Origin of the sequence: Halomarina salina (assembly GCF_023074835.1) — an archaeon.
Lineage (GTDB): Archaea > Halobacteriota > Halobacteria > Halobacteriales > Haloarculaceae > Halomarina > Halomarina salina.
Genome location: NZ_JALLGW010000001.1, coordinates 956,684 through 983,480 on the forward strand (window position 1 = coordinate 956,684; position 26,797 = coordinate 983,480).

A 26,797-nucleotide genomic window follows, 5' to 3' on the forward strand; every position below is an offset into this window, starting at 1 on the left:
TCCCGCTCGTCAGTCGTACTCGTCCTTCCGACGCCGAACCACGGGCTACAAACGCCAGCCTGCCCTAGAGGACGGCGTGACCGACCCCGCCGACGTCGACGACATCCTCGCCAGCGTCGGGTTCGACGCCGAGACGAGCGTCCTCACCCGTCGGCAGGCCGAGGTGCTCGCGCTCCGCGAGCGGGGACTGGCGCAGGCGGCCATCGCCGAGTGGCTGGGCACCTCGCGGGCGAACGTCTCCTCCATCGAGGCCAGCGCCCGCGAGAACGTCGAGAAGGCCCACGAGACGGTCGCGTTCGCGGAGGCGCTCCGTGCGCCGGTCCGGGTCGAGTTCGCCTCGGGCACCGACCTCTACGACGTGCCCCAGCGCGTCTACTCGGCCTGCGACGAGTCGGGCGTGAAGGTGAACTACGCCGCCCCGGAGCTGATGAAACTCGTCTCCGACGCGGCGGGCAACGCCGTCCGTGGCCGCGAGGTCCGTCAGGACCTGCTCGTCGGCGTCACGAGCGAGGGTCAGGTGCGGGTCAGGACGTCGTAGCCGCGGTCCGCGCCGGTCGCCGCCGTGGCGTTCGCGCAGTTTCTCCCGCGGCGTACGGCAGTCGGCGGGCCTATCACGCTCCGGGTGCTCCGTGAGACAATGGATTCAGACGAGGTCCGCGAGCGGTGGGCCGAGCGGTCCGGCGAGTTCTCCCCGGAGTACTACGCCTACTACGGCCCCGACGAGACGAGCGCGGCCCTCCTCGACCTGCTCGACGAGCGGGTCGGCCCCGACGCGTCGGTCCTCGAACTCGGCTGTAGCGCCGGGCGACACCTCGCACACCTCCACGAGAACGGCTACGACGACCTGACCGGCATCGACCTCAACCCCGACGCGTTCGACGTGCTGGCCGAGACGTACCCCGACCTCGACGAGACGGGGACGTTCCACGTCGGAGCCATCGAGGAGTTCGTCACCGACCTCCCGGACGACGCCTTCGACGCCGTCTACTCCGTCGAGACGCTCCAGCACGTCCCCCCCGAGGACGACTGGGTGTTCGCGGAACTCGCGCGTATCGCGGGTGACCTGCTGGTCACCGTCGAGGTGGAGGGCGAGGGGGACGACCGGACGGAGACCGACGAGCGTCCGGCGGTCAACTACGTCGACGAGGGCGTCCCGCTGTTCTACCGCGACTGGAACGCCGTCTTCACGGACTGCGGCGCTATCGAGGTCGAGTCGGCGTCGCTCGACCGGGACACGCTCCGGGCGTTCCAACCTGCCGGGACCGATTCGGCGCAGTAGTGCCAGGGCGTCGCTCGGTGCGGTGCGACTCGCACGTCCCACCGACTCGTGAGTTCCCTCCGAGTCCGAACGGACGCAGCGTCGAGCAGGAGCTGCTGTTAATTCCTCTCCAACCGAGCAGAAACGTACACAAACGCGACACAAACAGTTAACAACGTCCGGTGAGCAGTCAGCCGTGGCTCGCGTATGTTACCAGCAGAGCGCAAGCGGACCATCGTCGAACAGGTGTCGGAGGCGGGCGGTCGGTCGGTGAGCGAACTCGCCGACACGCTCGACTACTCGAAGGCCACCATCCGCCGGGACCTCCGCGACCTGGAGGACGAGGGGCGCATCGAGCGCTCGCACGGGGGCGCGGTCCCGGTGACGACGGTCGGTCACGAGCGACCGTACGGCCAGCGGGAGGTCCAGCGACTCGACGCCAAGCGCGCCATCGGGGAGCGTGCCGCCGAGGAACTCGCACCCGGCCAGGTCGTCTTCTTCGACGCGGGGACGACGACGATGGAGGTCGCGAAGCGCGCCCCGACGGACGGGTCGATACTGGCCGCGACGAACTCCCTGCAGCTCGCCTCGGAGCTCGGCGACGAGGAGACGGAGGTGAAGGTGACCGGCGGGACGCTCCGCGACCGGACGCGGGCGCTCGTCGGCCCCTCCGCCGAGTCGTTCATGGACCGGATGAACTTCGACGTACTGTTCCTCGGGACGAACGCCGTCGACGCCGAGACGGGCCTCGCGACGCCCAACGAGGACGAGGCGCGCATGAAGCAGTTGATGGTCGAGACGTCCGCGACGGTCGTGCTGGTCGCCGACTCCTCGAAGGCGGGAGAGCGCAGTTTCGTCCGGTTCGCCGACCTCGAGGACGTGGACCTCTTCGTCACCGACGACGGCCTCGACCGCCACTATCGCGACGCGTTCGAGTCCGCCGGGATGCGGGTCGTCGAGGTGAGCGCCGAGTGATACTCACCGTCACGCCGAACCCCGCGCTCGACCACACGCTACGGGTCGACGCGCCCCTCGAAGCGGGCGCCGTCGCCCGCACCGACGACGCGCAGTTCGACCCCGGCGGCAAGGGTGTCAACGTCTCGAAGTACCTCACGGCGCTGGACGCGGAGACGACCGCCACGGGCTTCCTCGGCGACCCGTTCGGGAGCCTGATTCGCGAGCGTCTCGACGCCGCGAGCGTCCCGAACGACTTCGTCGACGTCGGAACGCCGACGCGGGTGAACACGACCATCCTCGCGCCCGACGGCGAGTTCAAGGTCAACCAGAACGGCCCCGACGTGGGGCCGGCCGCCGTCGACGACCTGGTGGCGACCGTCGAGCGCCAGGACCCGGACGCGGTGCTCGTCGCGGGGAGTCTCCCGCCGGGCGTCGACCCCGCGACGGTGGACCGCCTCGCCCGTGCGGGCGCGTGGGAGACGACCGTCGACGTCGGCGGGAGCGTCCTTGCCGAACTCGACGCCGAGTACGCGCTCTGCAAACCCAACCGCGAGGAACTGGCGGCGGCGACGGGACGAGCCGTCGACACCGTCGACGAGTGTCTCGACGCGGCGGAGGCGCTCCGGGGAGAGACGTTCCGCCGCGTCGTCGCCTCGCTCGGCCCGGACGGGGCCGTGATGGCGACGCCCGAGGGGTCGTACCACGCCGAAGCGCTGGCGACCGACGTAGTCGACACCGTCGGCGCGGGCGACGCGCTGCTGTCGGGCGTCCTCGCGGCGTTCGACCGCGGCGAGTCGCCCCCGGAAGCGCTCCGGGCCGGCATCGCCGTCGCCGCCCGCGTCGTCACCGTCGCGGGAACCGGCACCCCCGACTTCGCCGACGTCCCGACGACCCGCGAGGACGTGGCCCTCTCGACGCACTGAGTTCCGATGTTCGCTTCACCACCGCACTCGGGAAGAAACGAACACGAACGCGCACGTTCGAAAGTACTTTTGAACTATTCGATGAACGACCATGAGAGTACGCACCCATGTCACTGAAGACCTCGGCTGAAGACGGTCTCCGGTCGCACGTCACCTCGGTGAAGGAGAACGTGATGACCGGCGTCTCGTTCATGATTCCGTTCGTCACCATCGGCGGCATCTTCCTGGCGCTGGGCTACGCCGTGGCGTCGCTGGGCCGCATCGAACTGTTCGGCGTGGTCCTCTGGCCGGGCGGGACGACCGTCGAGGGCATCTTCGAGGCCACCGGGACGTTCGAGTGGTTCCTCACGCAGGTCGGCACCGCCGGCCTGACGTTCATGGTCCCCATCCTCGGGGGCTACATCGCCTACGCCATCGCCGACCGCCCCGGCCTCGCGCCCGGCTTCCTGCTGTCGTACGTCATCCAGCAGGGCGACGTCCTCGTTGCGGCGGGCGACGTCATGGGAATCTCGGGCGGCGAGGCGGGCGCGGGCTACCTCGGTGCCCTCGTCGCTGGCCTGCTCGCGGGCTACGTCGCGCTCTGGTTCAAGCGGCGGGACGTCCCGGAGTTCGTCCAGCCGATGATGCCGGTGCTCATCGTGCCCGTGTTGACGATGGCGGTGCTCACGCCCGTCGTCATCCTGCTGCTCGGTGTGCCGGTCGCCATCGCCAACGCCGAACTGACGACGTTCCTGAGCGACGCGCAGGGGAGTCAGGCCGTCCTCGTCGGCGCGCTGCTCGGCGGGATGATGGCGTTCGACATGGGCGGCCCCGTCAACAAGGTCGCGTACGTGTTCGCCGTCGGCCTGCTGTCGGAACAGCTGTACGTCCCGATGGCGGCGGTGATGATCGGCGGGATGGTCCCGCCGCTGGGCCTCGCGCTGTCGAACTTCGTCGCCCCGCAGAAGTACACCGCGGAGATGTACGAGAACGCCAAGAGCGCGGTGCCGCTGGGCCTCTCGTTCATCACCGAGGGGGCGATACCGTACGGCGCGGCCGACCCGCTCCGGGTCATCCCGAGCATCGTCGCCGGGAGCGCCGTCGCCGGGGCCGCCTCGATGTACCTGAGCGTGAGCATGCCCGCGCCACACGGCGGCATCTTCGTCGTCCCGCTGTCGAACCAGCCGTTCGCGTTCCTCGGTTGTCTGCTGCTGGGGGCGCTCGTGACGGCGGTCGTCGCGACGGCCGTCAAGCCCGACTTCGACGTGACGGTCGCGGACCTCGAAGACGGCGACTACGCCACGCAGACCTCGGACTGAACACTCGACTACCCGAACTCACAGACCATGCCTGAGCAACTCGACCCCGACGACGTTCGACGACTCGTACCGACCGACTGCATCACGCTCGACGAGCCACCGGAGGAGAAGGCGGCCGCCATCGAGTTCCTGCTCGACGTGGCGGTCGACGCGGGCCGCGTCGAGGACCGGGAGACGGCCCTCGACGACCTGCTGGCCCGCGAGGAGGAGACGACCACCGGCGTCGGGAAGGGTATCGCCATCCCGCACGCGAAGACGAGCGCCGTCTCGCAGCCGTCGGTCGTGTTCGCCCACTCCTCGGCGGGCCTCGACTTCGACTCGATGGACGGGAAGCCCGCGCACCTGCTGTTCCTGCTGCTGATGCCCGCCGACGGCGACGACGAGCACCTCTCGGTGCTCAGTTCGCTGTCGCGGTCGCTGATGCACGACGAGGTGCGCGAGGACCTCTCGACCGCCGACTCGCCCGAGACCGTCCAGAACGTCCTCGTGGAGGCGATGACCTGATGGAGCGCACCGTCAGAATCGTCCCCGAGGCGGGCCTGCACGCCCGCCCGGCCTCCCAGTTCGTCGAGACGGCCAACGAGTTCGACGCCGAGACGCAGGTCGGCCCGACCGGCGCGAGCGAGGACGGCCTCGTCGACGCCCGCAGCATGCTCGCGGTGACGAGCCTCGGCGCCGGCCACGGCGAGGAGGTCCGACTGGTCGCCGAGGGCGACGACGCAGAAGCCGCCCTCGACGCGCTCGAAACCGTCCTCTCGACGCCCGAAGGTGGCGATGGCGATGGGGAGGGGGAGGAGGGAGCCGACGGAGCGAACGGGGAGGGAGCCGACGGGGGATGACCCGAACGCTCGACGGCGTCGGTGCGACCCCTCGGTCGGGCGTCGGCACCGTCGTCTGGTACCGCCCGGAGGCCGACCTCGAACTGGGCGACCCGGACTCGGAATCGGTCGACGCCGAGACCGAGCGCGAGCGGTTCGAGGAGGCACGCGAGGAGGCACGCGACGCCCTCCAGCGGGAGCGCGAGCGCACCGCAGAACGCGTCGGCGAGGAGGAGGCGGCCGTCTTCGACGCGCACGTCCAGTTCCTCGACGACCCGCAGGTGACCGACGGCGTCGAGCAGCGCATCGGCGACGGACTGCCCGCCGAACACGCCGTCGAGCGGACGTTCGCCGGGCACATCGAACAGTTCGAGGGGATGGACGGTCGGATGGCCGAACGCGCCGACGACCTCCGGGACGTGCGTGACCGGCTCCTCCGTCTCCTCACGGACACTGAAGCCACCGACCTCACCGCGCTCCCCGAGGGGTCGGTCGTGTTCGCCGAACGACTTACGCCGAGCGACACGGCTCAACTGGACCCCGAGCGCGTGGCCGGGTTCGCCACCGTCACCGGCGGGCGGACCTCCCACGCGGCCATCTTCGCCCGGTCGCTCGCGCTCCCGGCCGTCGTCGGCGTGGGCGACGACCTGCAGTCGGTCGAGGAGGGCGAGACGGTCGTCGTCGACGGCGACGCTGGCGAAGTCGTCGTCGACCCGGACGAGGAACGCCGCGCGGCCGCCGAGAGCGAGGACGCCGCCGAGGTCCGCCCCGACCCCGTCAGCACCGCCGACGGCACGGACATCGAGGTGGCGGCGAACGTCGGCCGCCCCGTGGAACTAGAGGGGGCGAGCGCGCAGGGTGCGGACGGCATCGGCCTGTTCCGCACCGAGTTCCTCTTCCTCGACCGCGAGTCGCCGCCCGACGAGGACGAACAGCACGAGGCCTACGTCGAGGCGCTCGACGCGTTCCCCGAGGGACGGGTCGTCGTCCGAACGCTCGACGTGGGCGGCGACAAGCCCGTCCCGTACCTCGACTTACCTGAAGAAGAGAACCCGTTCCTCGGCGAGCGCGGCATCCGACGCTCGCTCGGCCCGGACGCGGACCTCTTCGAGACGCAACTGCGCGCACTGCTGCGCGCCGGAGCCGACGGCGCGGGTGACCTCGCCGTCATGCTCCCGATGGTCACCCGCGTCGAGGAGTTCGAGGCCGCACGCGAACAGGTCGAGGCCGTCGCCGCGGACCTCGAAGAGGAGGGCATCGAGTACGAGCACCCGGAACTCGGCGTGATGATAGAGACGCCCGCGGCGGTCTGGCTCGCGCCGGAACTCGCCGAACGGGCGGCGTTCCTCTCCATCGGGACGAACGACCTGACGCAGTACGTCGAGGCGGCCGCCCGCGGCAACGAGGCCGTCGCCGACCTGCACGACCCGCGCCACCCGGCCGTGTTGCGCGCGATTCGGCAGACCGTCGAGGCCGCCGAGGGGACGGACGCGTGGGTCGGCATGTGCGGCGAGATGGCGGGCGACCCCGACCTGACCGAACTGCTCGTCGGCCTCGGTCTCGACGAGTTGAGCATGAGCGCCGTCACCGTCCCCGCGGTGAAGGCCCGCATCGAGGCGACGCGGACCGACGCGGCCCGCGACCTCGCGGAGCGGGCGTGCGCCGCGAGCACGACCGACGAGGTCGTCGCCCTCCTCGAATCCGCTACCGAGACCTCAGAGACCACACCTACGGAGACACCTCAATCATGAACTTCGTCGCAGTCACGTCCTGTCCGACCGGTATCGCACACAGCCAGATGGCCGCGGAGAACCTCGAACAGACCGCCGAGCGCATGGGTCACGACATCCGCGTCGAGATTCAGGGCGCGATGGGGACCGAGGACGAACTCTCCTCGGAGGAGATAGCGTCCGCGGACGCGGTCATCATCGCCGCGGACACGTCGGTCGACCGCAGTCGCTTCGAGCGCGCCGGCGTCCCCGTCGTCAAGGGCGGCGTGAAGGAGGGCGTCAACGACGCCGAGAGCCTCGTCGAGCAGGCCGAGGCGGCCGCCCGAGGCGAGGACCCCGAGTCGGTCGGTTCGGCCGACGACGCGGAACCGTCCGCCGCCGACTCCGGACCCGGAACGGCGTCGCCGGAGTCGAACGGTCAGGCGGGGACGACCGGAGAGTCGGGGACGGACCGTCCGAGCCCCGACCAGATCGGTGGCGACCCGCGGAAGGGGCTGTTCGCCCGCCTGAAGCGCCTGTTCTCCTGAGACCGTTCACGCATCGCTACCGTCCGTCTACTGCTCCCGTGAACCCCGACCGCGGAGCCGACGGTACAGGCTCCGCGCCCCGGAGACGAGGAACGCGAGCACGCCGACGGCGAGCGCTCCGAGGGCCAGCAGCCACGGGCCGCGCTGGTCGTCGCCGTCCGCGGAGTCGATGCCGTCGGGGAGGTCGCCAGCCACCTCGTCGTGGTCGCTCACGCGTCGTCCCCACTCAGTCGGTCGACCACGTCACGCACGCGCTGTGCCTCGCGGGTCGGCACCACCAGCACGTTGCCGTCGTAGGCGGCGACGGTGAGGTCCGAGACGCCGACGGTGCTGACGTGCTGGCCCTCGCCCGCCGCGACGACGCAGTTCTCGGTGTCGACGGTGAGCGCGTCGCCGAGGACGACGTTCCCGCCCTCGTCGGCCGCGTCGGCGAACACCCGGACCAGCGCGTCCCACGCGCCCAGGTCGTCCCAGTCGAACGTGGCCGGGACGACGGCGACGTTCCGGGCGTCTTCGAGGACGGCGTAGTCCACGCTCACTGGTTCGCAGAGCGCGAACGCGCGCTCGGCGTTGCCCGCCTCGACGCCCTTGACGAGTTGTGCGAGGTCGCCGCGCCGGGCTTCGTCGAGGAACGCGTCGGGCGTCCACGCGAACATCCCGGCGTTCCAGAGGAAGCCGTTGTAGCGGTAGCGTTCGGCCGCGCCCGCGTCGGGTTTCTCGAAGAACCCCGCAGCGTCGTGGTAGCCGTCGCGCTCCTCGCCGGGCTTGATGTAGCCGTAGCCGGTCGCCGCGCGGTCGGGTTCGACGCCGAGGGTGACCAGCGCGTCCGTCTCGCTCGCCACCTCGCAGGCGCGCCGGGCGACGCCAGCGAAGTCGCCCTCGACGTAGTGGTCGCTCGGGAGGTTGAGGAGGACGGTGTCGTCGTGGCCCGCGTCGGCTTCGCGTTCGCGGACTTCGTGCGCCGCGTAGACGAGCGCCGGCCCCGTATCCCGTCCGGCGGGTTCGACCAGCACCTCGGCGTCGGGTGCGTGGTCGGCGATGTCGTCGGCGTAGTCGGGGCGCGTGAGGACGTAGACCGTGTCGGCCACCTCGCTCGCGCGCTCGACGGTCCGGGCCAGGAGCGACGGGCCGTCGCCGAACGAGAGGAACTGTTTCGGGCGCTGTTCGGAGCTGGCGGGGTACATCCGGGTACCCCTCCCACCGGCGAGGACGACTGCGACGACGTGCATGACTCCGCGTTGGAGGGGGGCCGACTAATCGCTGTGGCCGTCGGGGTCGGGAGTCGGTGCGCGGTCGGCGCTGTCGGGACGGCGACCGGACTCAGCCCGAATCGCCGTCCTCGCCCTGGCCCCACGTCTGGATGCGGCCCTCGCGGATGTCCTCGACGCAGCCCACGCAGTCCTGGTGGTCCGGGTCGAAGCAGTCCGGCCGGGAGCCGCGGTCCAGGTCCACCGCCCGCTTCTCGGCGTAGCGCCGACAGACGATGCGGACCTTGCCGTCGTCGTCCACGTCGAGGTCCGCGGCGGTCGCCTGGCGGGCGGTGTCGTAGGCGTGCTTGGCCGCGCCGACCTGCCGCCCCGCCTCGCGGAACTTCGACCGGAGGATGCGTTCCAGTCGACGGCGGTTGCTCATACTCGCTAGACGGGAGCGGCCCCCAAAGTACCGTCGGGTGAGGCGGTCCGTGGTGGCTGCCGAGCGCCGTCCTCGCGTGGCCCGGCCCGCCGGCTCGTGCCGCCACCTGCTCGCGGACCGAGTCGGGGCGTACAGTTTTGCTGCGTGGCCGAAACGGTGGCACCATGCCACGAACGGACGAGTTCGTCGTCGCCGGTGACACAGAACTGCACTACTCGGCGTGGGGCGACGCGGACGCCCCGCCGGTCGTCTGCGTCCACGGCCTCTCGCGGGTCGGCCGGGACTTCGACCCGCTGGCGCGTCGGCTCGCGGACGACTACCGCGTCCTCTGTCCGGACGTGCCGGGACGAGGGCTGAGCGAGTGGGCCGACGACCCCGCCGATTACACGGGAACGGCGCTGGGCCAGACCTGCGTCGAGTTCTGCGACGCGCTGGACCTCGACGAACTGCGCTGGGTCGGCACCTCGATGGGCGGCCAGCTCGGGATGGGGTTGGCCGCCGGACCGCTCGCCGACCGCATCACGCACCTCGTGATGAACGACGTCGGCCCCGCGCCGGGCGAGGACGAGGACGCCGCCGAGGGTATCGAGCGCATCGTCGACTACCTCTCGAACCCGCCCGCGTTCGACCGACTGACCGGACTGGAGGAGTTCTACCGCGACAACTACGACACGTTCAGCGAGATGAGCGACGACGAGTGGCGGCGGTTCACCGTCTCCTCCGCGCGCCGGACCGAGGACGGCCAGTTCTCGCCCGCCTACGACCCCGACGTGGTCGAACCGCTGCTCACCGAGGAACAGGACACCGACCCGTGGGCCGTCTGGGAGGCCGTCGACGTCCCGACGCTCGTGCTGAAGGGCGAGCACTCCGACATCCTCGCGGACGCGACGTTCGAGGAGATGCAGGAGCGCCGTCCGGACGTCGAGACGCACGTGTACGACTGCGGTCACGCGCCGTCGCTCAACGTCCCCGAGCAGAACCACCCCATCGAGCGGTTCCTGTCGTCGTAGGTCGCGTACTCTCGTTCCTGACCGTCCGGATTCTTCACTTCCACCCCGGTTACGACAGTTTAACTACCGGCAAGAACCAACCGGCGTACGTCTCCCACTGAACACACGCGGAGACGGAGCAAACCAATGGCTGACTTACACCAGCACGCGGAAGAGATTCACGCCCAGTTCTCCGATACGCTCGACGTGTCGGTCGAAGAAATCGAGGAGCGACTGGAGACGCTCGTCGACGAGTACAAGGTCCCGGCCGACGAGGCTCGACGCTCTATCGTGTCGAGCTACCTCGACGAGGCCGACATGGACCGCGACGAACTCGGCGGCGGCGGTGGCGGCAACGAACTCGTCCAGGCGGCCGATATCGACCAGGACGAGCAGTGGGTCGACCTCCGGGTCAAACTGGTCGACCTCTGGGAGCCACGCAGCGACGCCATCTCGCAGGTCGGGCTGCTCGGCGACGAGTCGGGCACCATCAAGTTCGTCTCGTTCCAGACGAGCGACCTGCCGAAACTGGAGGAGGGCAAATCCTACAGCCTCGGCAACGTCGTCACCGACGAGTACGAGGGGCGCTACTCGGTGAAGCTCAACCGCACGACGAGCATCCAGGAACTCGACGAGGAGGTCGAGGTGGGCGACGACTCGACGGAGGTCGAGGGCGCGCTCATCGACGTCCAGCGCGGGTCGGGGCTCATCAAGCGCTGCCCCGAGGAGGACTGCACCCGCGTCCTCCAGAACGGCCGCTGTAGCGAACACGGCGAGGTCGACGGCGAGTTCGACCTGCGAATCAAGGCGGTCCTCGACGACGGCGAGACGGTCCACGAGGTCATCTTCGACCAGGAGGCGACCGAGGAGCTCACCGGCGTCGAACTGGAGGAGGCGAAGGGGATGGCGATGGACGCCCTCGACACGAGCGTCGTCGCCGACGAGATGAAAGCCGAGATTCTCGGTCTGTACTACCGCGTGCGCGGCCCGACGTTCGGTCGCTACGTGCTGGCAGACGAGTTCGAGCGCCTCGGGCCGGTCGACGCTGGCGACGCGCTCATCAAAGCGAGGTCGATGTAGATGTCCGGAGCACCCACCCGCGAAGTCGCCCGACGGGTCTTCGCAACCGAGTTCAACGACGCCCAGTACACGTTCAAGGAGTCCGACGAGGAGCGCGCACCGGTCTACGCGCTGCTCCCCTCGGGCGAACGCGCCAACCGCGTGTTCGTCGTCGGGACGCTGACGGAGACCGAGGACGTCGGCTCCGACTCCGAGTACTGGCAGGGTCGCGTCGTCGACCCCTCGGGGACGTTCTTCATGTACGCCGGCCAGTACCAGCCGGAGGCCGCGAACTTCCTGCGCGAGGCCGAACCGCCGGTCTACGTCGCCGTCGCGGGCAAACCCCGCACCTTCGAGACCGACGACGGGGACGTCAACGTCTCGCTCCGTCCGGAGTCCGTCACCGCGGTGGACGCCGACACGCGCGACCGCTGGGTCGTCGAGACGGCGACGCGGACGCTCGAACGGATTCAGGCAGTGGAGTCCGACGAGGCCACGGAGAACGAGTACGTGACGATGGCCCGCGAGCAGTACGGCGACGAGGAAGGGACGCTGGACCTCGACCAGTACCGCCGCGCCGCACTCGGCGCGCTGGAGGAACTGGACGAGGAGGAGGCGGAAGCGCAGGCATCCGCGCAGTAACGCTCCCGAACACCGCCGTCGACTCCCCTTACTCCGTCTTTTCGACGTTCTCGTCGAGCGCCTGCTGGAGTGCGCCCGTCGCGACGAGCGCGTCCACCGCCTCCATCTCGGGGGCGAGCGGTCGGTCGTCGTCCAGCGGCGGCACCACTTCACGAACGGCCCGATACGCCGCCCCGGTCCCGACGCCGTGGTCGAGGTCAGGGTCGACGAACTCGGCGGCCTGTGCGCCACACAACAGCTCCACGGCGACGACCTGCCGAGCGTTCCTCAGCGTCCGGCGGGCGGCGTGGGCTGCCGTCGCGGACATCGAGACGTGGTCCTCCTGGTTGCCGCTGACTGGCGTGTTGTCGACTGACACTCGCCCGACGGTGCGACACTCCGAGACGAGCGACGCGGCGGTGTACTGGGCGATCATGTACCCCGACCGGACGCCGCTCTCGGGCGTGAGGAACGGCGGGAGGTGCGACTCCTGGACGTTGGGGTTCAGCATCCGGTCGGTCCGGCGCTCCGAGATGGCGGCGAGTTCGGTCAGCGCGCTCACGAGGTAGTCGAGACGGAGCGCGAGCGGTTCGCCGTGGAAGTTCCCGCCCGACACCACGTCGGCCGCGTCGGTGCCGGAGGACCGCCGGTCCACCTCGCCGACCGGGAAGACCAGCGGGTTGTCGGTCGCGCTGTTGAGTTCGACTTCGACGGCTTCGCGGAGGTGCTGCACGGCGTCGCGAACCGCGCCGTGGACCTGCGGGAGACAGCGCAGCGAGTAGGCGTCCTGCACCCGGTCGCAGTTGCGGTGTGACTCGACGATTTCGGAGCCGTCGCAGTGGGCCTTGACCCGACTCGCGCTGACGGTCTGGCCGACGTGGGGGCGGACGCGTTGGATGGCGGCGTCGCAGGCCGCCGTCGTGCCCATCGTCACCTCGATAGTGAGCGCGCCCGCGGCGTCGGCGGCCTCGCAGAGTCGCTCGGCGTCGACGACGAGCAGTGCGGCGAGACCGACCGACAGTTGGGTACCGTTGATGAGCGCGAGACCCTCCTTCGCGCGCAGCGTGAGCGGGTCGCGGTCGACGCTCGCGAGCGCTTCCTGTCCGGAGACGCGCTCGGTGAGCGAGTCGCCGCCTGGGTCGGGTTCGACGTCCGCCTCGCCCTCGCCGAGCAGGACGAGCGCCATGTGCGCCAGCGGCGCGAGGTCGCCGCTCGCGCCGAGGCTGCCCCGCGATTTGACGACCGGGTGGACGCGCTCGTTCAGCAGCGTCACGAGGTGGTCGACGACGACCTCGCGGACCCCCGAGTAGCCCTTCACGAGCGCGTTGATGCGAGTGACCATCAGCGCCCTGACCTCCTCGCGGTCGAGTTCGCGACCCGCCCCGGCGGCGTGACTGCGAATCAGGTTCGTCTGCAACTCGTCGACCTGCTCGGGCGGGATGCGCGTGTCCACGAGGTCGCCGAACCCGGTGTTGATGCCGTACACCGCCTCGCCGCTCTCGACGATGCCCTCGACGCGGTCGCGGGCGTCGCGGACTCGCTGGCGGGCGTCGTCGGTCACCGCCACCGGCGCGTCGTGGCGGGCGACCCGGACGACGTCCTCGGGCGTCAGCGTCTCGCCGTCGAGTTCGACCGGGGTCGGGCCGTCGTCCTGTTTCTGCGAGTCACTCACGCCGAACCACCCCGGACTCCGCGACCACCGAACCGCCCGTCACGACCGTCTCCACGACGTTCTGACCGAATCGGTACGGGACGTGGACGTGCGACGGCGCGTCGAGGACGAGCAGGTCGCCTCGCTGGCCCGCCGCGAGCGTCCCGCGGTCCTCGCGGTCCATCGCCAGCGCGCCCCCGTGCGTGGCCGCGGCGAGCGCCTCGGCGGGCGGCAGCCGCATCCCGACGCAGGCGAGCGTCGTCGCGAACCCCATGCTCGGCGCGTAGCAGTTCGGGTTGAAGTCGCTCGCGATGGCGACGGTCGCCCCCGCCTCCCGGAACGGGACGTGGTCGGCGTACTCCGCGCCGAGGCCGAACGCCGTGCCCGGGAGGAAGACGGGGACGACGCCCGCTTCGGCGATGGCCTGGGCGTCCTCGGGGCTCGCGTGGAGCAGGTGGTCGGCGCTCGTCGCGCCCACCTCCGCGGCCAGTTGCGCGCCGCCGAGTCGGACGAACTCCTCGGCGTGGACCTTCGGGGTGAGGCCGTGTTCGACACCCGCCTCCAGCACGCGTCGGGACTGCTCGACGCTGAACACCCCCTCCTCGCAGAACACGTCGCAGAACTCCGCCACGCCCTGCTCGGCCACTGCCGGGAGCTGTTCGTCGACGACCTGCTCGGTGTAGGACTCTGCGTCGCTGTCCTCGGGAACCGCGTGCGCTCCCATGAACGTGGGGACCACGTCGACCGGGTGCGCGTCGTCGGCGCGGTCGAGGACGTCTAGCATCCGCAGTTCGGTCTCTGTATCGAGGCCGTACCCCGACTTCACCTCGACGGTGGTCGTCCCGTGGGCGCACATCGCGTCGAGGCGCTCCAGCATCGCGTCGAGCAGTTCGTCGTCGCTCGCCTCCCGGACGGCACGGACGGTCCGGAGGATGCCGCCGCCCTCGGCCAGGATGTCCTGATAGTCCTTCCCGCGCAGTTTCGCGGCGAACTCGTCCGACCGGTCGCCGGCGAACAGCGAGTGGGTGTGCGAGTCGGCGAACCCAGGCACGACCGTCTTCTCAGAGGCGTCGACGGCGCGGTCGGCGTTCTCGGGTGGGTGCTCCCTCGTGACCTCCTCGGTCGGGCCGACGGCGACGACCGTCCCGTCCTCGATGGCGACCGCTGCATCGTCGATGCGCTCGGCGTCCGCTCCACCGACGAACACCTCGCTCGCGTCGTGGACGACGAGGGACTCGTCACCCGTCATCGAACCACCCCCGAGGCGTCGGTCATCGTCCCCTCTCTCCGCCCGGCGAGCAGGTGGGCGATGGCCCGCGCCCCGGCCCGACTGGTCAGCGACTCGCGGTCCAGCGGCGGGGCGCACTCGACCACCTCGAACCCAGCGAGACGGTCGTCCGCGCCGACGCGCCGGAGCAGGGCGAACAGTTCGCGCGTCGTCAGGCCGCCCGGCGTGGGCGCGCTGACGCCCGGTGCGTGGGCCGCGTCCAGCACGTCGAGGTCCACGCTGACGTACAGCGCGTCGACGCCTCCCATCGCCGTCAGCGCCCGGTCGAGGGCGTCGTCGAGGCCAGCGCCGACCTCCTCGCTCGTCACGACGAGGCCGTCACGGTCACGGACGAACTCGGCGTACGCGCCGGAGGTCTCGAAGTGGCGCGCTCCGAGACAGGCGTAGGAAGCGAGGCCGTCGTCGAACAACTGGCGGTACGGCGTCCCGCTGGTCGGGCCGTCGTGGACCTCGCGCACGTCGAGGTGCGCGTCGAGGTTCAGGACGCCGACGCTCCTCGCGTTCGCCGCGTTCGTCCCGTCGAGCAGCGGTGCGACGTTCGCGTAGGTCAGCGAGTTGTCGCCCCCGAGGAAGACGGGGAAGGCGTCGCCGTCGTGGACGCGGGCCGCCACGTCCCCCACCTGCCGCTGGACGTCCGCGACGGTGGTCTCAGCGTCGTCGATATCGCTGGTGTCGAGTCGCACGTCGCCGAGGTCGAGGAGTGCGTCGACCGGCCCGTTGGCGAAGTGGTGGGTCTTCAGGCTCGCCAGTTCCTCGCGGAGCGACGCCGGACCGTGTCTCGCGCCGGGTCGCCCGATGACCGCCTCGTCGAACGGTTCGCCGAGGAGTGCGACGTCGTGGCTGGCGAGCGCCGTCTCCAGATCGCCCACTCGCGGCGTGACGACGTCGCCGAACTGTTCGTCGTTCGGGTCCGCGGCGGTCCCCGACCACGTCGGCGGGTCGGTGAGGCCGGTCATTCGTCCCCCCGGTCGCGCATCGGGACGGCGACGTTCGAGCGCTCGGCCTCGTCCATCGCTTCTTCGTAGCCCGCGTCGGCGTGGCGAATCACGCCCATGCCGGGGTCGGTGGTGAACACCCGCCGGGCCTTCTCGGCCGCGAGGTCCGACCCGTCGAGGACGACGTGGTTGTTCGCGTGCAGGGCGTTGCCGATGCCGACGCCCCCGCCGTCGTGGACGCTCACGATGTCCGCGCCCGCCGCGCAGTTGAGCAGGGCGTTGAGGATGGGCCAGTCCGCGACGGCGTCGCTCCCGTCGCGCATCGCCTCGGTCTCGCGGTGTGGCGAGGCGACGCTCCCCGCGTCGAGGTGGTCGCGCGTGACGACGATGGGTGCCGATATCTCGCCCTCGGCGACGAGGTCGTTGATTCGGAGTGCGAAACGGGCGCGCTCGGTGAGGTCGTCGGCTCCGGCGGTTCCACCGCCTCCCTCTCGATGCTCCTCCGGAGCATCGCTCTCCCCGTCGGTCGAGTACCCCAGCCAGCACACCCGACTCGGGAGGCCCTGGAACTGCACCTGCTCGCGGGCCAGATCTATCCAGCGCCGGAGGTGCTCCTTCTCGGGGAACAGGTCGAGGACGGCCTCGTCGGTGCGGTGGATGTCCTCGGGGTCGCCCGACAGGGCGGCCCAGCGGAACGGTCCCTTCCCCTGGCAGAACAGCGGGCGGATGTACGCCGGGACGAACCCGGGGAAGGCGAACGGGTCCTCGACGCTCTCGCTCCGGTACTCCTCGACCTGCCCGCGGATGTTGTTGCCGTACTCGAACGTGACCGCACCGCGTTCCTGCAGGTCGAGCATCGCCTGCACGTGGCGGGCCATCGTGTCCAGACTCTCCTCGCGGTAGCGCTCGGGGTCGTTCGCGCGGAGCACGTCCGCTTCCGCGACGGTGTACCCCGACGGGTAGTACCCCTCCAGTTCGTCGTGGGCGCTCGTCTGGTCGGTCAACAGGTCGGGGACGTAGTCGCGTTCGAGCAGCCCCTCCAGCGCGTCCGCGGCGTTCGCGTGGACCGCGATGGAGTACGCCTCGCCCGCCTCGGCCGCCTCCTCTGCGCGTTCGATAGCCTCGTCGAGGTCGTCGGTCTTGGCCATGCAGTAGCCCGTCTCGATGCGGCGGTCGATGCGGTGCTCGTCCACCTCAGCGGCGATGCAGACGCCGCCGTTCATCGTCACCGCGAGCGGCTGCGCGCCGCCCATACCGCCGAGGCCGCCGGTGACGGTGACGGTGCCCGCGAGGCCCTCGTGGTCGGAGAACTGCTGGCGGCCCGCCTCCGCGAGCGTCTCGTAAGTGCCCTGCAGGATGCCCTGCGTGCCGATGTACGCCCACGACCCGGCGGTCATCTGGCCGTACATGATGAGGCCCTTCGCCTCCAGTTCGTGGAAGTGCTGCCAGTCGTCCCACTTCCCCACTAGATTGGAGTTGGCGATGAGCACCCGCGGCGCGCGCTCGTGGGTCTCGAACCGGCCGACCGGTTTCCCCGACTGGACGAGCAGCGTCTCCTCGTCGCCCAGGTCGCGCAGTTCCGCGAGGATGGCGTCGTAGGCGTCCCAGCTGCGGGCCGCTCGGCCGGTCCCGCCGTAGACGACCAGTTCCTCCGGCTTCTCGGCCACCTCGGGGTCGAGGTTGTTGTTCAGCATCCGGAGGGCGGCCTCCTGTCGCCAGCCCTCGCACTCGATGTCGGTGCCCGTCGGCGCGCCCTGGTACCTGCGCCACTGGTCGCTCGGTTCGCCGACGGCGTGGTCGTCTCCGGCGTCTCCGGCCTGACCGGGTTCACCGGATTCGTCTCTCGCGTGCTGGTCGCTCATGGGTGGACCTAGCCAGGGCGTCGCAAATACTTTCGACCCCGCGTGCGGAGGGGGGTTCATGTACGAGGCCACGTTCCGCATCGCCGACGCCGGGGGACTGGCGGCGCTCACCGCGGACACCGACGCCCGCGTGGAACTGTGGTGCAACGACCACTGCGACCTGCTGTCGGTGACCGGCGCGGACGACGCGATGCTCGACCGACTGGAACGTCGGTTCGGCGTCAGGGAGTCGCTCCGGCGGGACGGTGACCTCGTCGTCGTCACCGAGCACTGCCTGCGCGAGGAGGGGACGACGGTCGACCGGTACCTCGACCGGCACGGCTGTCTGCTGGTGCCGCCGCTGCGCTACGTCGACGGTGCGACGGTCTGCCGACTGCTAGCGCTCGACTCCGCGGACCTCTCGGCGTGCTACCGCGACCTACTCGACGACGAGGTGAGGGTGAGCGTCGAGCAGAAACGTTCGGCGGGGACGGTGACGCCGGGGTCGCCGCTCGGTGCCGACGAACTGCTCCCGTCGCTCACCGCCCGCCAGCGCCACGCGTTCGTCACCGCTTACGAGCAGGGCTACTACGAGATTCCACGCGAGACGACCACCGAGGCCGTCGCGGAGGTGCTGGGCGTCGAACGCCGGACCGTCGAGGAGCACCTGCGTCGTGCGGAGAACAAACTGGCCGCGGTGCTGGCGGCGCACCTGTGACTGTAGGCCGGCGCTAGCTACGCCGCGTCGCCGTACCGGGAGTCGCCACCGACCGCAACCGGAGCCGAACTGGTCGGTTCGGGTGGCTGACCCCATCCCCTCGACGCTCTCACGGTGGCTGACCCCGGTCGCGGTCTCCGTGCGGTCGTCTGACGAACACCTAAGTATCAGTAGTCGTTAGGTTCGACTGACATGGGCAACAAGAACAAGACCATCTCGTTCCGCGTCAACGAAGACGTGTTCGAGACCCTGCGGGACATCGCCGAGGAGCGCGACATCTCGCTGTCGGCCGTGTTCCGCGACTACGTAGACACCCTCGTTGCCCACGACGGTCAGGTCCGCGTCGTCCCCGAACACGAGTACGACGAACCCGCCAAGCAGGAGAGCTTCCCCCCGAAGGTCGAGGTGCCGAAGAGCTTCATCCGGGAACACGAGCGCCTCGAACTCGAGGCCGAGCACCTCCGCGACCAGCTCGACGAGTACAAGCGCTACGTGACCCAGCTCAGCCAGCGCGTCGACGAGGCCGACGACGAGGAGGTCATCCAGCTGGAGGACCTCGACCCCGCGGACGACGACGACCACACGTTCCGTCTGGGCTGAGTCGTCGGGTCGAGTCGGCCGACGGGACGGTCCAGTAGGTCTCGCGGTCGTCCACTACGTCGGCGAGGGCCACCCTCACCGGTCGGACGGTCCCCCGGCTGTGAGGACGCCACGCACGACCGGGAAACAGCGATTCTCCGAGGAGACCACTCACGGTCGATGACAAGGCGACGGGTCGGTCGGCGGCGGGTGCTCGCGGCGCTCGGGAGCGGCACGCTCGCCCTCGCGGGCTGTCTCGGCGCAGGTAACGGCAGGAGCGACGGGTCCGGGATGACCGACCGCGCCGGAACGGACGGGACCGACGGCGAGGGGAACGCGACCGGGACGGCCGCTCAGGGGACGCCCGACCACACCGTCTGGGAGGGTATCGACGGTCAACCGGCGCAGGGACCGGAGGTCGGCGCGGCCACAGCCACCGTCGTCGCCTTCGAGGACCCGTCGTGTCCGCGCTGTGCGGCGTTCCACCGCGAGACGGTGCCGCGACTCCTGTCGGACCTCGTCGAACCGGGCACGGCGACGTACGTCGTCCGGCCGTACCCCATCGTCTACGAGTGGGGGAAACCGGCGACGCGGGCGCTGTGGGCGACGTACGAGCAGGACGCCGAGTCGTTCTGGGGACTGCTCGACCACTACTTCCGGACCCAGGGTCGGTTCGACTCGGACAACGTCGTCGACCTGACGCGCTCGTGGCTGGAGGCGGAGACGAGCGTCGACGTCGAGGCCGTCGTCGAGGCGGCCAGTGCCGACGGTTTCCCCGAGCCCGTGCAGACGAACCTCGACGTGGGCGACCGGGCGAACGTCTCCGGCACGCCGACGGTGTTCCTGTTCCGCGACGGCGCGTACCGCACCCGCGCGACGGGCAGCGTGAGTTACGACCTCGTCGCGAGCGCCCTGAACGTATGAGCGCGAGTGGCCGAGTCGGTGGAGCGGTCCGCAGCGTCGTGAGCGGCGTCTCCCTCCCGACCCGCCCGGCCGACTGGCGACTCGCCGCTCGCACCGCCCGACTGGTGCTCTCGGTGCCGGCGTACGCCCTGTTCGCGCTCCTAGCGAGCGTCGTCGCGCTGACGCTGTTCGTCGTCTCGCAGAACCTCGACCTCGTCTCCACGGTGGTCGTGGGCGGGTCGCTCCCGCTCGTGAACCGCGCGCGCATCCTCACCGAACTCTACCCGTTCGTCGGCACCTCGTTCGGGCCGGTGGCGGGGCTGGCCGTCCTCGCGCTGGCGGCGCTCGTCGGCGTGAATCTGGGGATGGTGGCGTACCACGTCCGTGAACACGGGCTGACCGTCTCGGGCAGCGGCGGTGGCGTCGTCGGCGTCGTCCTCGGCACCCTCGGCGCTGGCTGTGCGGCCTGTGGCTCGGCGGTGCTCGCGGGCGTGCTCTCCCTGTTCGGAATCGGCGGCCTGACCGTCCTGCCCCTCGACGGCCTGGAGTTCGCGCTCCTCGGCCTGCTAGCGGTGCTGCTCTCGACGTACTGGCTGGCCGACGGGATGCGCGGCGGCGAGATACGGGGCTGTCCCGTCGACCCGCCCGGCCGGTAGTCGACCGGCCGGTCGTCGTGGGTGCTACCGGTCGGGCGCGACCGGCCGGACTCGACAGGTCACCGGACCTCGTCGAACAGCGCGCAGTAGTCCGCCAGCAACCGCGGAATCAGGAACCGTCGACGGACGGTCTCCCTCCCCTCCTCGCCCAGTCGCGCCGCCAGCGCGTCGTCTTCCAGCAGGCGACGACAGCGGTCGGCGGTCGCCGCGATGTCGCGCGGTTCGACCAGGTAGCCGTTCTCGCCGTCGGCTATCTGGAGCGGGATGCCGCCGACGTTCGTCCCGACGACCGGGCGCCCCTTCCAGAGCGCCTCCGAGACGGTCAGCGCGAACCCTTCCCGGAGCGACTTCTGGAGGACGACGTCGGCCGTCCGCTGCATCACGTTGACGCCCGCGTCGGGCAGGTCCGTCAGGAGGTGGACCGACGGGTCGTCGGCCGTCTCGGCCTCGACCTTTCGGTGTATCTCCATCCCCTCCGGGTCGTCGTCGGGCATCCCCCCGACGAACGCCAGTTGCACGTCCGGGACCGACTCGCGGACCCGCCGGTACGCATCGACGACGCCCAGCGGGTCCTTCCACGGGTCGAACCGCGACACCTGCAGGAGGAGCGGCCGGTCGGGGTCGACGGGGTAGTTCCCGACGTCGCCGCCCGCTGCGTCCTCGGCCGACAGTTCGTCCAGCGGGCAGTTCTTCGGCGTCAGCGGGTCGATGGCGGGGTGGATGACCGTCGCCTCCTCGACGGGCAGCGGGTCCGCGTACGACGGCCGACTCACGACCACGCGGTCGACCGCGCTCAGGTCGTCGGCGAAGAACTCCAGGTAGTCCGGCGAGGGGTCGGTGAGGTCGATGTGACAGCGCCAGACGAACCGCGCCTCGGGGAACCGCTCGGCGAGGTGGCCGACCATCCCGAGCGTCTGCGGGTCGTGGAGCACCACCACGTCGTACTCGTCGTCGACCGCCGCGGCGTTCACCGCGACGGCCTCGCGGTAGGTCGCCTGCATCGTCTCCGTCAGCGGTTCGTCGTCGCCCTGGAGACCGTTGTGGACGACCTTCGTCACGTCGTAGAACGCGTCGGGGGCCTCCATCAGCGTCCAGTCGGTGGCGACCCCGAGGTCGTTCGACAGAGCGACGAGCGGCCCCAGCATCTCGGCGACGCCGCCGCCGCTGGCCGTCGTGTTCACGTGCAGGACGGACAGGTCCGCGACCGCGGCGGCGCGGTCGCGAATCGTCCGGCGGGTCTCGTCGTCGAGCAGGTGTTCGTACGAGGCGAACGTCCGAGCGGCCGTGGGGGCGGTCTCCATCGCTTCGCCGGACCGTTCTCGCCCCGGCTATGTCAGTGTATCCCACGATTCGAACGACTGCCGACAGCACCCGAAACCAGGCCTCAGGAGAGCCGTCGTTTGCGCTCGTGTGCGTCGTCGGCCGCGTCGCGGTTCCCCTCGACCTCCGCGAGTTCCTCGACGGCTTCGAGGGTGCGGACGGACTGGTCGAGGAAGGAGAGCACGTCGCCCGAGTAGGCGTACAGCATGTAGTCGTCGCCCATCACGTCGACGATGGCGTCGGGACCGAGGCCCTGTTCGCGCAGTTCCAGCAGGTAGCGCATGAACTTGCGCTCGGGGTGGCCACAGTGGGGGTTCGACTCGCAGTCGCAGTCGAGGAAGTCACTCGCGAAGTCGAGCACCCGGTCCTGTGTCGCGTCGTCGAGGTTCGCGAGGTTCTCGCCCTGGAACAGCAGGTCGAGCGTCGCCCCGGAGAACGCGCTCTTCGGGATGTTCGTCTCCAGCTGGGAGGCGATCTGGCGGTGGTTCTTCAGGTAGATCTTGTCCGTGATGGCCACGGTTGGTCGTTGTTGCGGGTCGGCGAGCAAAAGACCGACGGTCGTCACCTCCGGCCGCCTACTCGTCCACGAGGGTCGCTTCGAGCAGTTCCAGCGGGTGGCGAATGTCGTAGCCGGTGCCGTGTTCCATCTGCATCGCGCAGGTCGGACACTCGGTCATGCCCGTCTCGCCCTCGACGCCTTCCATGTGCTCGAACATCTCCTCGCCGATGGCCATCGACGTGTCGTACTTCTCCGATTTCCAGCCGTACGTTCCCGAGATGCCCGAACAGGAGTCGCCGACGTCGTCGACGGCCACCCCGTCGAGGTCGGCGAACAGTTCGACGGCCTGCCGTTCGAGCCCCTGGTTGCGGGCGTGGCAGGGCGCGTGGTAAGCAAGGTCCGGGAACTCGACGTCGGAGACGGCCACGTCCTCGCGGACGGACTCGTGGATGCGGAGGTACTCCAGCGCCTCGTAGGTGTGCGCCGCCACCCGCTCGATACCGTCGAAGTCGAACAGTTCGGGGTACTCCTGTCGGAGCGCCATCGAACAGGAGGTACACGAACAGACCACGTCGTACCCCTCGTCGACGAGCGCGTCGAACGTTTCGACGTTGAACCGGGCGGCGCGGCGGGCGTCGTCGAGCATCCCGTTGGCGAACATCGGCGTGCCCGAACAGCGCTGGTCGGGCACCGCCACCTCGTAGCCGTAGGACTCGAACACCCGGACCATCGCCTTCGCCACGCCCGGCGTGTTGTAGTTCGAGTAGTCGCCGTGGAAGTACGCGACGCGCTTCTCCTCGCCCGTCGCGTCGTCGCCGCGGCGTTCGCGGGCCGCCGCCGCGCGCTCTCTGGAGGCGGCGTCGCCGCCGCGCTCGTCCCACCAGTCGCGGAACGTCTCGGTGGCGAACTCGGGGAACTCGCGTTCGCTCGTGATGCCGAGGAACCGCTCGTTGGCCCACTGGGTCACCCGCGACCCCATCACGAGGTTCGTCAGCCGCGGGACCTTCGACCCGAGGCGGGCGAGCGTGCCGTAGTTGGCGAGGACGCGGTTCCGCCAGTACTTCAGCGAGCGCTTGCTGACGTGCTCCTCGACGTACTCGGCCCGCGCCGTGTTGTGCATCTGGCTCAGTGGCACGCCCGAGGGGCAGGCGTCGTCGCAGCGCATGCAGTTCGAGCACTCCATCACCGAGGGGTCGATGTCCTCGTCGCCCTGGCGCTTCAGTCGCCACTGCTCCGGCCCCTGGAACTTCGGGCCGGGGAACTCGTCGTCCACCTCCGCCACCGGACAGGAGGTGTCACAGGACGAGCACTTGTAGCAGGAGTCCGCGCCGGGCCGGAGGTCCGACGCCCCGCCGCTCAGGTCGCCCTCGTTCCCGAAGACGTACGTCCACTCCTCCTCGGGCGGCGTCGCGCCCGTCGGCCCAGCGGTGGTCGAACCGCCGTCGCTTCGCGGTTCGCCACGGCTCGATTCGCCACGCGCCGGTTCGTCGCTTCGCGCTTCGTGGCTCTCCGGTTCGGTACTCCCCGGTCCGTCGTTCCCGTTCGGGTTCTCGCTCTCTCCTGGTTGACTCACGTCGACACCTCCTCGCCGGCCAGGTGGCCGGCTCTGTACCCCGTCGCCAGCGACACGCCGCTGCCGGACTTCTCGGCGGCGACGTCCGCCCCGCCGACGACCCCGCCGGCCGCCCGCAGGTTCGCGTACTCGACTCGCTCCGTCGCGTCGAGCGGTCGCCCCTCGCTGTCGACGCGCACCCCGAACCGGGGGAACGCGTGGTCGCCGTACGCCTCGGCGGCCGCCCAGGCGTACCGGTCGTCCGGGTGGGGGACGTGACAGCCGAACACCTGCTCGAACACCGCGTCCCGGTCGGCGGCGATGCCCTTCCCGACGAGTCCGCCCGTCGCGAGGACGTACTGCTCGGCGGCGTACGGGACGGCGCTGTGGGTGTGTTCGACCGTCACCCCGGTGATTCGGCCGTCCTCGCTCGTCGCGTCCACCACCGGATTGCCCGTCTCGATGCTGACCCCGGCGTCGTCGAGCGCGGCGTACAGCTGGTCGGCGAGGCGCATGCCGGGGAGCGACGGCGGCCCCGAGGGGACCTCGAAGACGTCAGCGCCCAGCCGGTCCGACAGCTCCCGGCGCACCGTCTCGCTCTCCTCGTGGCCGAGCAGTGCCGGGAACCCCACCCGTTCAGCGCCGGAGAGGTGGGGTTTCACCCGCTCGACCAGCGACGTGCGGGCGTCGACGCGGCCGCCGTCGACCGGCGACGCCTCGTCGAGCAGGTCGGCGAACCGCGTCACCGCGGCGTCGGCCCGGAGGCCGCCGGGGAACGGCAGCGTGACGCCCCGTACGTCGAACGGGACGCCGACCCGGTCGAGGTGGGCGGCGGCCCGCGGCGCGTCGAAGTCGGGGAGCGCCTCGAACCCCACGAGCAGCGTCGACCGGTCGTCGCTGGCGAGGCCGGGAGCCACCGATTCGGGGTACCGGGCGGTCGGCTTCACCGACCCGTCGTGGGTCGGGACGAGCGCGTTCGCGTCCGTGTGGCCGCCCCGGTACCCCTCGACGCTGTCGTCGAACAGCGCGAGGCCCGCCCGGAGGGCACCCACGCCCACCGTCCGGTACGGGTGGCCGTCGGGGAGGCCGGTCGCCGCGTCGAACGGGTCGGCGACCAGCTCGCCGTCGACGACCCCGAGGGCGTCGACCAGCCCCGTCGCTTGCCGGAGCGTGCTCTCCTTGTGCGAGACGAGGCGGACGTGTGCGCCCTGCTCGGCCGCCGCGAGCGCCGCCACCGTCCCGGCGAGACCGCCGCCGACGACGAGCACGTCCGAGTCAATCGCCACGGGACTCGCCTCCGGTGTGTTCTGCGTCGCTCCCGGCCGCGCCGCCGTCGGCGACCGTTCGCTCGCCCGCGTCGAACGTGCCCCAGTCCACGTCGTTCCCGGTCGCGGCCGGGTCGGCGTCGCGGTTCATCGTCGTCGCCTGGAGCGTGTACTTCAGCGCCGCCTGCGAGAGCTGTTCACCCCACAGCGCGTGGCGCTCGCCCTTCCAGCGCTCCTGGACGAGTTCGGCGAGCGCCTCGTCGACCGTCGGTTCGTCGTACGTCGGGTGGAGTTCGTTCGCGATACGGTGGGCGCAGAACCCGCCCTGACAGTTGCCCATCGACGCCCGCGTCCGGAGGCGGACGGCGTTCAGGTCCGTCCCCGACTGGTCGATGGCGTCGCGTATCTCGGCCCGGGAGACGGCCTCGCAGGGGCAGAGGACGGGGTTCGGGTCGCAGTTCGAGAGCACCGACTCGGTGCGGGAGCCGAGGCGCTGTGACGACCGGCGGACGACCGGCGAGCGGAGGCCAAAGCGGTCCATCGCGTCGTCGAGGACGGCGTGGTCCTCGCTGCCGGGGAGCGGTTCGTCGGCGGTCCGGCAGGTCGCGCGGACCCCGAACCGCTCGCAGACGTGGTCGCTGATGGACTCTGCCATCATCCGGTAGGTCGTCAGCTTCCCGCCGACGATGCTCGTCATCCCCGGCAGGCCGTCGCGGTCCGCGTGGTCGAGCAGGAAGAAGTCCCGCGTGATGTCGGTCGGGTCCGTGCTGCCGACGTCCGGCGGTTCGTACAGCGGGCGGACGCCCCAGAACGAGCGCAGCGTCCGCGCCTCCCGGAGCAGCGGTACCAGTTCGGCCAACTGCTCGACGAGCAGGTCGACCTCCCACTGTTCCTCGGGGTAGTCCTCCGGGTCGGTCACCTCCTCGTCGGTCGTGCCGAGGATGCAGGCCGTCTCGTGGGGGACGATGATGTCCGCGTCGCCCTTCGGCCGACAGCGGTTGACGACCGTGTCGACCTGCCGGGTGTTCATCACGGTCATCACGCCCTTCGACGGCCGGACCTCGACGTCGACCCCCGCGAGGTCACCGATGCGCCCGGCCCACGCGCCCGTCGCGTTGACGACGTGGTCGGCCCGGATGCGCTCGGTCCCGCCACGGGTTCCGTGCGTGCGTTTCCCCGGCCCGGAGTCGTGCTGGACCTCGATGCCGACCACCTCGCCGGCCTCGACGAGGACGTCCGTCACCTCGGCGTGCGTCTCGACGCGCGCGCCGTGGCGTTCGGCGTCGAGGGCGTTGGCCACGCAGAGGCGGAACGGGTCGATGGCGGCGTCGGGGACGCTGATGGCCTTCTCGACGTCCGGCGCGAGGTGCGGTTCGAGGTCGCGCGCTTCGCTGCCCGAGAGCACCTCGACGGGGATGTCGCAGTCGCGACAGCCGGTGAGTTTCTCCTCGAAGTACGCCGCCTCGTCCTCGGGTCGCTTGACGAACAGGCCACCCGTCTCTTCGACGCAGTGACTCGCGATGTCGCGCAGGACGTAGTTCTCCTCGATGCACTCCCGCGCGGACTTCTGGTCGGAGATGGCGTACCGGCCACCGGAGTGGAGCAGACCGTGCATCCGTCCGGTGGTGCCGTGCGTGAGGTTGCCCTTCTCGACGAGCGTCACGTCGAGGCCGCGCATCGCCAGGTCGCGGGCGATACCCGTCCCGGTCGACCCGCCGCCGATGACGGCTACTGCTGTCGTCGATTCCACGGATGGGACTCCGTGACGCGACCACTTC

At 70.5% G+C, this 26,797-nt stretch carries 28 protein-coding genes; 16 read left to right on the top strand and 12 right to left on the bottom strand.

Annotated features, from left to right (window positions below):
- Positions 1-76 precede the first annotated feature (76 nt).
- The 9 genes from MX571_RS04865 (at position 77) to MX571_RS04905 (ending at position 7,511) form a co-directional block, all read left to right on the top strand.
- Positions 77-538 carry a Tfx family DNA-binding protein gene (locus MX571_RS04865; protein WP_247414460.1) on the top strand — a complete coding sequence of 154 codons (462 nt, stop codon included), beginning with the start codon at positions 77-79 and terminating at the stop codon, positions 536-538.
- 99 nt (positions 539-637) lie between these two features.
- Positions 638-1,279 (top strand): class I SAM-dependent methyltransferase, encoded by a 642-nt coding sequence (locus tag MX571_RS04870; protein WP_247414461.1) that lies wholly within the window; start codon positions 638-640, stop codon positions 1,277-1,279.
- A gap of 186 nt (positions 1,280-1,465) precedes the next feature.
- Positions 1,466-2,233 carry an HTH-type transcriptional regulator GlpR gene (gene glpR, locus MX571_RS04875; RefSeq protein ID WP_247414462.1) on the top strand — a complete coding sequence of 256 codons (768 nt, stop codon included), beginning with the start codon at positions 1,466-1,468 and terminating at the stop codon, positions 2,231-2,233.
- Complete coding sequence (gene pfkB, locus MX571_RS04880; protein WP_247414463.1) at positions 2,230-3,138, top strand: 1-phosphofructokinase; 909 nt, start codon at positions 2,230-2,232, stop codon at positions 3,136-3,138. The genes glpR and pfkB overlap by 4 nt, the downstream gene beginning before the upstream one ends.
- 113 nt (positions 3,139-3,251) lie before the next feature.
- Positions 3,252-4,436, top strand: coding sequence for a PTS fructose transporter subunit IIC (locus MX571_RS04885; RefSeq protein ID WP_247418431.1), 1,185 nt, complete (start codon positions 3,252-3,254; stop codon positions 4,434-4,436).
- A 27-nt stretch (positions 4,437-4,463) separates the two neighbouring features.
- Complete coding sequence (locus MX571_RS04890) at positions 4,464-4,940, top strand: PTS sugar transporter subunit IIA (protein ID WP_247414464.1); 477 nt, start codon at positions 4,464-4,466, stop codon at positions 4,938-4,940.
- Positions 4,940-5,275, top strand: coding sequence for a phosphocarrier protein HPr (gene ptsH1 / locus MX571_RS04895; RefSeq protein WP_247414465.1), 336 nt, complete (start codon positions 4,940-4,942; stop codon positions 5,273-5,275). Before MX571_RS04890 ends, ptsH1 begins: the two co-directional genes overlap by 1 nt.
- Entirely contained in the window at positions 5,272-7,005 is a 1,734-nt protein-coding gene (gene ptsP, locus MX571_RS04900; protein WP_247414466.1) for a phosphoenolpyruvate--protein phosphotransferase, read from the top strand. The genes ptsH1 and ptsP overlap by 4 nt, the downstream gene beginning before the upstream one ends.
- Positions 7,002-7,511 (top strand): PTS fructose transporter subunit IIB, encoded by a 510-nt coding sequence (locus MX571_RS04905; protein ID WP_247414467.1) that lies wholly within the window; start codon positions 7,002-7,004, stop codon positions 7,509-7,511. Before ptsP ends, MX571_RS04905 begins: the two co-directional genes overlap by 4 nt.
- A 27-nt stretch (positions 7,512-7,538) precedes the next feature.
- Here the strand turns inward: MX571_RS04905 and MX571_RS04910 are convergent, their stop codons facing one another.
- From MX571_RS04910 to MX571_RS04920, 3 genes are all read right to left on the bottom strand, one after another.
- Positions 7,539-7,724, bottom strand: coding sequence for a hypothetical protein (locus tag MX571_RS04910; protein WP_247414468.1), 186 nt, complete (start codon positions 7,722-7,724; stop codon positions 7,539-7,541).
- Positions 7,721-8,740, bottom strand: a complete 1,020-nt coding sequence (locus tag MX571_RS04915) for a mannose-1-phosphate guanylyltransferase (protein WP_247414469.1) — start codon at positions 8,738-8,740, stop codon at positions 7,721-7,723. The genes MX571_RS04910 and MX571_RS04915 overlap by 4 nt, the downstream gene beginning before the upstream one ends.
- A gap of 91 nt (positions 8,741-8,831) precedes the next feature.
- On the bottom strand, positions 8,832-9,143 hold the full coding sequence (locus tag MX571_RS04920; RefSeq protein WP_247414470.1) for a DUF7091 family protein: 312 nt from the start codon (positions 9,141-9,143) through the stop codon (positions 8,832-8,834).
- A gap of 164 nt (positions 9,144-9,307) precedes the next feature.
- Between MX571_RS04920 and MX571_RS04925 the strand changes: the two genes are divergently transcribed.
- The 3 genes from MX571_RS04925 (at position 9,308) to MX571_RS04935 (ending at position 11,833) form a co-directional block, all read left to right on the top strand.
- The gene (locus tag MX571_RS04925; RefSeq protein ID WP_247414471.1) at positions 9,308-10,153 is read left to right on the top strand and encodes an alpha/beta fold hydrolase; all 846 of its coding nucleotides are present in this window, start codon (positions 9,308-9,310) and stop codon (positions 10,151-10,153) included.
- A gap of 126 nt (positions 10,154-10,279) precedes the next feature.
- On the top strand, positions 10,280-11,212 hold the full coding sequence (locus MX571_RS04930; protein WP_247414472.1) for a replication factor A: 933 nt from the start codon (positions 10,280-10,282) through the stop codon (positions 11,210-11,212).
- Positions 11,213-11,833: an RPA family protein gene (locus tag MX571_RS04935; RefSeq protein WP_247414473.1), complete on the top strand. Its 621-nt coding sequence runs from the start codon at positions 11,213-11,215 to the stop codon at positions 11,831-11,833.
- A gap of 28 nt (positions 11,834-11,861) precedes the next feature.
- On the opposite strand, the gene hutH is transcribed toward MX571_RS04935, so the two are convergent.
- From hutH to hutU, 4 genes are read right to left on the bottom strand one after another with little or no spacing between them, the layout of a single operon-like run.
- Entirely contained in the window at positions 11,862-13,484 is a 1,623-nt protein-coding gene (gene hutH / locus MX571_RS04940; RefSeq protein ID WP_247414474.1) for a histidine ammonia-lyase, read from the bottom strand.
- On the bottom strand, positions 13,477-14,712 hold the full coding sequence (gene hutI, locus MX571_RS04945; protein WP_247414475.1) for an imidazolonepropionase: 1,236 nt from the start codon (positions 14,710-14,712) through the stop codon (positions 13,477-13,479). The genes hutH and hutI overlap by 8 nt, the downstream gene beginning before the upstream one ends.
- Complete coding sequence (hutG, locus tag MX571_RS04950) at positions 14,709-15,707, bottom strand: formimidoylglutamase (protein WP_247414476.1); 999 nt, start codon at positions 15,705-15,707, stop codon at positions 14,709-14,711. Before hutG ends, hutI begins: the two co-directional genes overlap by 4 nt.
- On the bottom strand, positions 15,704-17,548 hold the full coding sequence (hutU, locus tag MX571_RS04955) for a urocanate hydratase (protein ID WP_247414477.1): 1,845 nt from the start codon (positions 17,546-17,548) through the stop codon (positions 15,704-15,706). Before hutU ends, hutG begins: the two co-directional genes overlap by 4 nt.
- 58 nt (positions 17,549-17,606) lie before the next feature.
- On the opposite strand from hutU, the gene MX571_RS04960 reads away from it, so the two are divergent.
- The 4 genes from MX571_RS04960 to MX571_RS04975 all read left to right on the top strand — a co-directional run bounded on the left by MX571_RS04960 (position 17,607) and on the right by MX571_RS04975 (position 20,383).
- Positions 17,607-18,245, top strand: a complete 639-nt coding sequence (locus MX571_RS04960) for a helix-turn-helix domain-containing protein (RefSeq protein ID WP_247414478.1) — start codon at positions 17,607-17,609, stop codon at positions 18,243-18,245.
- 192 nt (positions 18,246-18,437) lie between these two features.
- On the top strand, positions 18,438-18,845 hold the full coding sequence (locus tag MX571_RS04965; RefSeq protein ID WP_247414479.1) for a DUF8146 domain-containing protein: 408 nt from the start codon (positions 18,438-18,440) through the stop codon (positions 18,843-18,845).
- Positions 18,846-19,004: 159 nt separating this feature from the next.
- Complete coding sequence (locus tag MX571_RS04970; protein WP_247414480.1) at positions 19,005-19,748, top strand: DsbA family protein; 744 nt, start codon at positions 19,005-19,007, stop codon at positions 19,746-19,748.
- Entirely contained in the window at positions 19,745-20,383 is a 639-nt protein-coding gene (locus tag MX571_RS04975) for a hypothetical protein (RefSeq protein WP_247414481.1), read from the top strand. The genes MX571_RS04970 and MX571_RS04975 overlap by 4 nt, the downstream gene beginning before the upstream one ends.
- A gap of 59 nt (positions 20,384-20,442) precedes the next feature.
- Here the strand turns inward: MX571_RS04975 and MX571_RS04980 are convergent, their stop codons facing one another.
- From MX571_RS04980 to glpA, 5 genes are all read right to left on the bottom strand, one after another.
- Entirely contained in the window at positions 20,443-21,684 is a 1,242-nt protein-coding gene (locus MX571_RS04980; protein ID WP_247414482.1) for a glycosyltransferase, read from the bottom strand.
- A gap of 83 nt (positions 21,685-21,767) precedes the next feature.
- Positions 21,768-22,220 carry a DUF5814 domain-containing protein gene (locus MX571_RS04985; protein WP_247414483.1) on the bottom strand — a complete coding sequence of 151 codons (453 nt, stop codon included), beginning with the start codon at positions 22,218-22,220 and terminating at the stop codon, positions 21,768-21,770.
- Between the two features lie 58 nt (positions 22,221-22,278).
- Positions 22,279-23,562, bottom strand: a complete 1,284-nt coding sequence (locus tag MX571_RS04990) for an anaerobic glycerol-3-phosphate dehydrogenase subunit C (RefSeq protein WP_247418432.1) — start codon at positions 23,560-23,562, stop codon at positions 22,279-22,281.
- A gap of 209 nt (positions 23,563-23,771) precedes the next feature.
- Positions 23,772-25,040, bottom strand: coding sequence for a glycerol-3-phosphate dehydrogenase subunit GlpB (gene glpB / locus MX571_RS04995; protein ID WP_247414484.1), 1,269 nt, complete (start codon positions 25,038-25,040; stop codon positions 23,772-23,774).
- A complete protein-coding gene (glpA, locus tag MX571_RS05000) occupies positions 25,030-26,769 on the bottom strand; it encodes an anaerobic glycerol-3-phosphate dehydrogenase subunit GlpA (protein WP_247414485.1) in 1,740 nt (579 codons plus the stop codon). Before glpA ends, glpB begins: the two co-directional genes overlap by 11 nt.
- Positions 26,770-26,797 lie beyond the last annotated feature (28 nt).